Source organism: Pelovirga sp. (genome assembly GCF_059864205.1).
The window spans coordinates 1-7,298 of record NZ_JCBCBS010000014.1; the positions used below are offsets into that span (position 1 = coordinate 1).

At 52.3% G+C, this 7,298-nt stretch carries 8 protein-coding genes; all 8 read left to right on the forward strand.

What is annotated here, in order from left to right; genetic code table 11:
- Positions 1–936 (forward strand): methyltransferase domain-containing protein (locus AC6F7T_RS00990; protein ID WP_500716088.1); only part of this gene is annotated, 936 nt, incomplete at its 5' end.
- A gap of 55 nt (positions 937–991) precedes the next feature.
- The gene (locus AC6F7T_RS00995) at positions 992–1,390 is read left to right on the forward strand and encodes a cupin domain-containing protein (protein WP_500716089.1); all 399 of its coding nucleotides are present in this window, start codon (positions 992–994) and stop codon (positions 1,388–1,390) included.
- The gene (locus tag AC6F7T_RS01000) at positions 1,387–2,508 is read left to right on the forward strand and encodes a DegT/DnrJ/EryC1/StrS family aminotransferase (RefSeq protein ID WP_500716090.1); all 1,122 of its coding nucleotides are present in this window, start codon (positions 1,387–1,389) and stop codon (positions 2,506–2,508) included. Before AC6F7T_RS00995 ends, AC6F7T_RS01000 begins: the two co-directional genes overlap by 4 nt.
- 173 nt (positions 2,509–2,681) lie before the next feature.
- The gene (locus AC6F7T_RS01005) at positions 2,682–3,455 is read left to right on the forward strand and encodes a methyltransferase domain-containing protein (protein WP_500716091.1); all 774 of its coding nucleotides are present in this window, start codon (positions 2,682–2,684) and stop codon (positions 3,453–3,455) included.
- Complete coding sequence (locus AC6F7T_RS01010; protein WP_500716092.1) at positions 3,452–4,633, forward strand: glycosyltransferase; 1,182 nt, start codon at positions 3,452–3,454, stop codon at positions 4,631–4,633. The genes AC6F7T_RS01005 and AC6F7T_RS01010 overlap by 4 nt, the downstream gene beginning before the upstream one ends.
- Before the next feature lie 11 nt (positions 4,634–4,644).
- The gene (locus AC6F7T_RS01015) at positions 4,645–5,538 is read left to right on the forward strand and encodes a glycosyltransferase (RefSeq protein ID WP_500716093.1); all 894 of its coding nucleotides are present in this window, start codon (positions 4,645–4,647) and stop codon (positions 5,536–5,538) included.
- 88 nt (positions 5,539–5,626) lie between these two features.
- A complete protein-coding gene (locus tag AC6F7T_RS01020) occupies positions 5,627–6,769 on the forward strand; it encodes a glycosyltransferase (RefSeq protein ID WP_500716094.1) in 1,143 nt (380 codons plus the stop codon).
- Positions 6,762–7,298, forward strand: a 537-nt coding sequence (locus tag AC6F7T_RS01025; RefSeq protein WP_500716095.1) for a glycosyltransferase, incomplete at its 3' end; no start/stop codon positions are given. The genes AC6F7T_RS01020 and AC6F7T_RS01025, both read left to right, overlap by 8 nt.

The following is a 7,298-nucleotide window of genomic DNA, read 5'->3' on the forward strand; positions in this document are numbered from 1 at the left end:
GGCGGTGAGGATCTGGTGGTCGATATCGGCAGTAATGTCGGCGTGCTGCTCGGGGCTTTTCGGGATAACGGTACCCGGATTCTCGGGGTCGACCCGGCCAGCAATATCGTGCGGATTGCCGAAAAACGCGGCATCGAAACACTCAACGAATTTTTCGGCGAGGAGGTTGCCGGACAGATCAAGGCAAGTCATGGTCAGGCGACGGTGATTACCGGCACCAACGTGTTCGCCCACGTCAACGATCTGCATGCCTTTATGCGGGCCGTCGACACTTTGCTTAATGACCGCGGGGTCTTTGTTTTCGAGGCTCCCTACTTCGTCAATCTGATCGACCACCTTGAGTACGACACCATCTATCACGAGCACCTTTCCTATCTGTCAGTAAAGCCCCTGGTCCCTTTCTTCGACAAATTCGCTATGGAGATCTTCCACATTGAAGAGCGCGATATCCATGGTGGATCGTTCCGGGTTTATGTGGCGCGGCGGGGTCGCCATCCGGTATCCCCGGCGATCGCGACCATGATCGCACGGGAGGAAGAGAAGGGGATTTACCGACTCGATGTTCTCAAGCGGTTCGCGCTTGCCGTTGAAAACAACCGGCAGACCCTGACCGGGATGCTGCACAAGCTGAAACATGAAGGGAAAAAACTGGCTGCTGTCAGCGCTCCGGCCAAGGGGATGACGCTGCTCAACTATTGCCGCCTGGGAACCGAGACCCTGGACTTCGTCACCGAAAAATCGACCCTGAAGATCGGGCGTTTTACGCCGGGGATGCATATTCCGGTCTATTCCGATGACGCCCTGATTGAGCAGATGCCCGATTACGCCCTGTTGCTGGCCTGGAACTTTGCCGAGGAGATTATGGCCAATCTGTCCGAATACCGGCGGCGCGGCGGTAAATTTATCATCCCGATTCCCGAACCGCGAATCGTTTGAAACTGCTTGGGCGCATGCAATGCGCCCCTACGGAAATTTTATAAGGATTCCATTTATGAAACTGGAAAACAGACAACCGGCCTTCGCCGATGCCAGAGGGGCCATCACCGATATCGTTGAAAGCGTTCCCTTTGATTCCCTGACCCTGATCACCTCGGTCAAGGGCGCGGTGCGCGGCAACCACTTTCACAAGGAAACCACGCAGTACACCTACATCCTTGAGGGCAGCTGCCGCTATTATGCTCAGGTACCGGGCGGTCCGGTCGAGCAGAGTCTGGTCGTCAAGGGGGATCTGATCGCGTCGCCGCCGCTGGAGAGTCATGCTTTTGAAGCGCTGGAAGATTCGGTGCTGCTGGCCTTCTGTAAGGGACCGCGTGCCGGAACCCAGTACGAAACTGATACCTATCGGCTGGATGTGCCCCTGGTCACAGAGTCCGGCAACGAGGCGGTATGAAAAAAATCCCTGTCGCGCAGCCGATTCTGGGAGAGCAGGAACGCAGCTACGTGCTTGATGCCCTGGACGCCGGTGCTATTTCCGGCTTTTTCGGCGACTACCTCGGACGCTTTGAACGAAATTTTGCCGACTACTGCGGCACTGTCCACGGAGTGTCCGTGTCGAGCGGAACCGCCGCTTTGCATGTGGCTCTGGCGGCGGTCGGCATCAAGCCGGGGGATGAGGTGCTGGTCGCGACCATGACCAACATGGCGAGCTTTTTCGCTGTCCATTACCTCGGAGCCGTCCCGATTCCGGTCGATATCGAAGCCGACACCCTGAACCTCGATCCGGCTCTGCTCGAAGCGCTGATCACTCCACGTACCAGGGCCATTCTGGTGGTTCATCTGTTCGGTCACCCGGCCGATATGGATCCGATTCTTGCGGTTGCAAAGCGCCACGGCCTGGCGGTGATTGAAGATTGCGCCCAGGCCCACGGGGCTGAATACCGGGGGCGCAAGGTCGGCAGCCTGGGTACCATCGGATGTTTCAGCTTTTATGCCAATAAGGTGATCACTACCGGCGAAGGGGGGATGTGCACCACCGATGACGCCGCATTGGCCGAAAAAATGCGGTCGCTGAAATCCCTGGCTTTCGGTACGGATAACAAGTTCATGCACGGCGGGATCGGTTACAACTACCGCATGCCCAATCTGCAGGCGGCGATCGGTTGTGCGCAACTGGAAAAGATCGATGACATTCTCGCCCTGAAGCGCCGAGTGGCGGCTGATTATACCGATTTGTTGTCGGGTTATGCCGAAGTGCAGTTGCCGGTCGAAAAAGATTACGCCCGCAATGTTTTCTGGATGTATCACATTATCCTCAAAGGCAAGGCCGCTGACGCCCGTCCGGCGATTATGGCCCGGCTGGCTGCCGAGGGCATTGAAACCCGTGAAACCTTTATCCCTTACAATCTTCAGGAACACCTGCCCCTTGCAGAACATATTCGCAGGGATGCCTGTCCGCAGGCCAATCACGTGGCTTATCGAGCCTTCTATCTGCCGTCTGGGCCGGTACTGGACAAACAGGATATCGCCTACATCGCCGAACGGCTGCTGTTGGCCATCACAGCATGCTAGGAATGTGGGGTTTATGTTTTTTTATCTGCGGCTATCCGCCTTTATCTGTGTTCGAGGAAAGGCTGTTGAAACCCTTTGTTGAACGCAGATAAGGTCTGATAAAGACGGATGAGATCTATTATGTAGAAATGAAAAATACTGGATGACGTTGCCAGGAATTGGAATTAGCAATCATGACGGACATATTTGCTGACTATTCAGCAGTTTACGACCTGCTTTACGAAGATAAACCCTATCGTGAGGAAGCCGCTTTTGTTGCCGGCCTCCTCAAGCGTTTTGCCGATCCCGCTACGCCCGTCGGCCGGGTGCTTGATCTGGCCTGCGGTACGGGTCGCCATTGTTTCGAACTGGAGGCCATGGGTTATCGGATGGAGGGGAGCGATATCTCGGCTGCAATGATTCAGCGGGCGCGGGCGGCAGCCGTTGAACACGACAGTGCGGCGGTATTTTATAATTGTTCTTTTCAGAATGCCGACCGGATTGCAAAAAAGTACGATGCGGTCATTTCCATGTTTTCGGCGATCTGCTACTTAACGACCCATGAGGATCTGCTGACGGCCCTGAACAATATTAACGGGCTGCTGGAACCGGGGGGGCTGTTTGTTTTTGACTACTGGAACGGTAACGCCGTCGTCAAAGACTATTCGCCGCGGCGCGAGCTGCGCAAAAAACGAGGGCACCTGGAGGTGGTCAGAACCTCGACGACCAGCCTCGACCTGATCAACCAGATTGCGGAAGTGAACTTTCATTTTGAGTACCTCGATTCCGGTACCACACGTCATGAGTTTACCGAACGGCACCTTGTGCGTTATTTCTTTTTTCGCGAAATTGAAAGTTACCTGGAACTTGCCGGTTTCGACCTGATTCACCGCAGCGGTTTTCTCAAAGACAGCCTTGAGCCGGACGACTGGAATGTCACTGTTGTTGCACGAAAGCGGACAGCATGAAAAAAATCGGTCTGTTCCTCGAAACACCGCCCCATTTCGGCGGGACTTTCCAGTATTGTCAGACCATGCTCGATGCAGTGGCGGCGTTGCCGCGGGATCGGTTCAGGGTTATTGTCGGCTATGCGTCGGAGCAGTGGCTGGACTACCTGGCACACTATCCTGACCTGGAGATTGTGCCGATACCTAAAGGATTCTGGGCGCGCGCTGTGGGGCTGGCCTGGCTGCAGTTGCGCTTGCCCATGGGGTTGTGGCGTAAGCTCTGTCCGCTGTTCTTCCCCATGGCCAGAACCATGTTGCGGCAGCAATGTGATCTGTGGATTTTTCCAGCGCAGGACGCCCGCAGTTTTCAGGTGCCGGTGCCGGCCCTGGTGACGATCCTTGATGTGGTTCATCGTTATGACGGGCGCAATTTTCCCGAGGCCGCCTCACGTTGGGAACTGCTGTACCGGATTCCCACCTACGCCAATATCTGTCGCTGGGCTGAAGGGATCATCGTACTTTCCGAGATCGATAAGCAGCAGGTGAAGGAAACCTACCAGGTACCCGACGAACGTCTGCATGTCATGCCGATGGTGGTGCCGCGCTATATTCAAGAGGCGCAGACACCGGCGGGGTTTGATGAGCGGTATCAGTTGCCGGAAAAGTTTTTCTTTTATCCGGCACAGTTCTGGGAGCATAAAAATCACAAAAATCTGCTGCGTGCCATGGCATTGCTGAAACCGGAGTTGCCGGATCTGAAGTTTGTTTTTGTCGGTTCGCAAAAAAACGCCTGGGATTCAGTCAAACAATTGATTGAGGAGCTCGGATTGCAGGATGATGTAATTTTGCCCGGCTACGTTCCCGACGCCGATATGCCCGAGTTTTATCGTCGCGCCCGGGGGCTGGTCTATGCCAGTTGCTTTGGACCGACCAATATTCCCCCTTTAGAGGCCATGGCGCTGGGTTGCCCTATCGCGATTGCGGAAATCACCTGTATGCCGGATCGAGTTGGTGATGCGGCTTTGGTGTTTCATCAGGATTCTGTTGAACAGATGGCGGACTGTATGCGTCGATTGTGGGGGGATGATGAGTTGTGTGCCGAGTTGAGTAAAAAAGGTCTGGGCAGAGCCGTCTGTTGGAAGCAATTTCATTTCAATCATCGATTGCATGAGATCATAGAAAAAATGATCCCAAAATAAGGTGTTAAGTTTTGACCGACTTCCCTTTGGTTTACATCGTAATTTTAAATTGGAACGGTTGGCAGGACACTTTGGCCTGCGTGGATTCTTGTCGACATTTGTCGTGGCCAAACTTCCACATTCTTGTAATAGACAATGCGTCGAGCGACGGTTCCGAGGAAATACTTCGACGCCGATTGAAGGATGTTGAGATCATTCAATCCGGGGCCAATCTTGGTTTTGCCGGTGGAAATAACGTCGGTATTCGCCATGCGCTTGATAGGGGCGCAGCTTATGTCTGGCTGCTTAATAACGACACCGAAGTAGACATAGATGCCCTGGGTTCGTTGGTTAATGCTATGGAGAATGATAAGTCTGTAGGGTTTGCCGGATCAAAAATTTATTATTATGACGAGCCCAAACGGATTTGGTCTGCAGGAGGCTTTTGGGAGAAAGGGAAGCTGAAGATTCGACAGCGCGGGGCTAATCAGCTTGACCGGGATCAATTCGAAAATGCCACAAACCTCGGATCCATTAATGGTTGTAGTATGTTGGTCCGCACTTCGGCCCTTAGCGAAATAGGTTTGATGGACGAGAGCTATTTCTTGTATTGGGAAGATACCGAATGGTGTGCCAGGGCAAGTGATTGTAAATATAAAATTTTGTATGTACCAACTTCCAGAGTTTGGCATAAAGTTTCTTCTACGACGGGCCAAGGAAGTTTTTCATTGTATTATTACTCTACCCGTAATGGGTTTAGATTTCTGGTTAATAGGGATTTGATGCTTGTTCCTTTATTTGCATTTTATACCGCTATTTCAGTAGTAAAATTCATGACCAAAGGAAACTTTAATCCACTGAAAGGGTATTGTGCCGGCCTGTCACATTTTTTAATTGGAAAATATGGTCATAGAACAGTCAATTAATATTGATTGTATTTATTGTCAATAATCATAAAGAAAAAAAGAGTTGTTGTGTGGGTCAATTTTTCTTGTATTCCTGGAACTATCTACCGTGAAAATCGCTGAACTGGTCGCAACATTTCCCCCGCATCATGGCGGGATGGGTTACGTTTGTTACCATAATGCCCTCGAACTGACAAAGCGCGGGCATGAAGTGACGGTTTTTACCCTTGATCATGGTCGCCCGGACTACGACGATGGGGTGTTTCCATTTCAGGTCGACAGGCTCAAGACATTGGTTCGTCCGGGCGATGCCGGGGTTGTTCCGCAACTTGTGCAGCGGTTGAAAAACTTTGATGTTGTGCATCTGCATTATCCCTTTTTTGGTGGCGCAGAATATGTCTGGCTGGCCGGCCTGCTGCACAAAAAGAAATATTTGTTGACCTATCACATGGATGTTGAGGGCGACTCTTTTATTAAAAAAGCCATTTTGAAAAGCTATGAAGCCTTTCTTGCACCATTGATCATCAAGGGCGCTTCCCGCATCGGAGCTCTGACCAAAGCGCATCTGGCAAGTTCCAGATTCGGCAAACGGGTGAACTGGTCCAACGTGGTTGATCTGCCGAATGGTGTCGATGTCGAACGTTTTAAACCGGGGACCAGAGACCCGCGCTTGGTTGAACAATATCAATTGCAGGATAAGGTGGTTGTTTTGTTTGTCGGGAACCTGCAGCCTTTCAAAGGGGTGCATTTGCTGGTCAAGGCAATAGCCCAAATTGACGACCCTCGTATTATGCTGCTGATTGTCGGCGGTGGCTATGAGGAACAGGCCATCCGCTCACAGGTCGCTGAACTGGGGATCGAAGATAAAGTGATATTTGCCGGGCCGCAATCGCCGGCAGGCGAATTGCCTGATCATTATCGCCTCGGGGATTTTCTGGTGCTGCCGTCTACCTATTCCGAATCCTTCGGGCTGGTGGTTCTGGAAGCCATGGCCACCGGGGTGCCTGCGATTGTGTCAGCACTTCCCGGCCCCTCGCAGCTTGTTGATGACGGTATCGACGGATTAGTTGTGCAGGTCGGCGATGTGGATGATCTGCAGTCTAAAATTGAATTTCTTTCGAATCATCCCGAAACCAGGTGCGCAATGGGGCAAAAAGCAAGGGCAAAGGTGGTAGAACAATACAGCTGGGATCAGATCGGTGAACATCTTGAATCAGTACTGATGGATATTGCCGAGCGAAATCATGACTGAAATGAGCGTTAAGGTTTCGGTCATTATTGTTAACTGGAACGGCCTGAACCATCTGGAGGGCTGCCTCGACAGTTTGCAGAACCAGACTTTTCGTGATGTTGAAGTGATTTTGGTTGATAATGGCTCGGTGGACGGATCCATTGCCTTCGTTAGTGACAAATACCCCTGGGTCAAACTGGTCTGTCTTGCAGAAAATACCGGTTTTGCTACCGGCAACAATCGTGGTTTTGAGCAGGCTGGTGGTGACTATATCGTCACCTTGAACAACGATACCAGGGTCGCGCCGGACTGGCTGGAACAGCTGGTTGCCGTTGCCGACAACCACCCACAGGTCGGGATGGTTGCTTCCCGAATCTGTTCTTTTGATGAACCTGACCTGCTGGATTCTATCGGCATGGGTATCTGCCGCGACGGTATGGCGCGGGGCAAATACCGCAATCGTCGCTGGTCGACGTTACCGCTGGGTGATGTTGAAGAGATTCTTGTCCCCAGCGCCTGCGCGGCACTCTATAAGCGGGCCATGATTGCC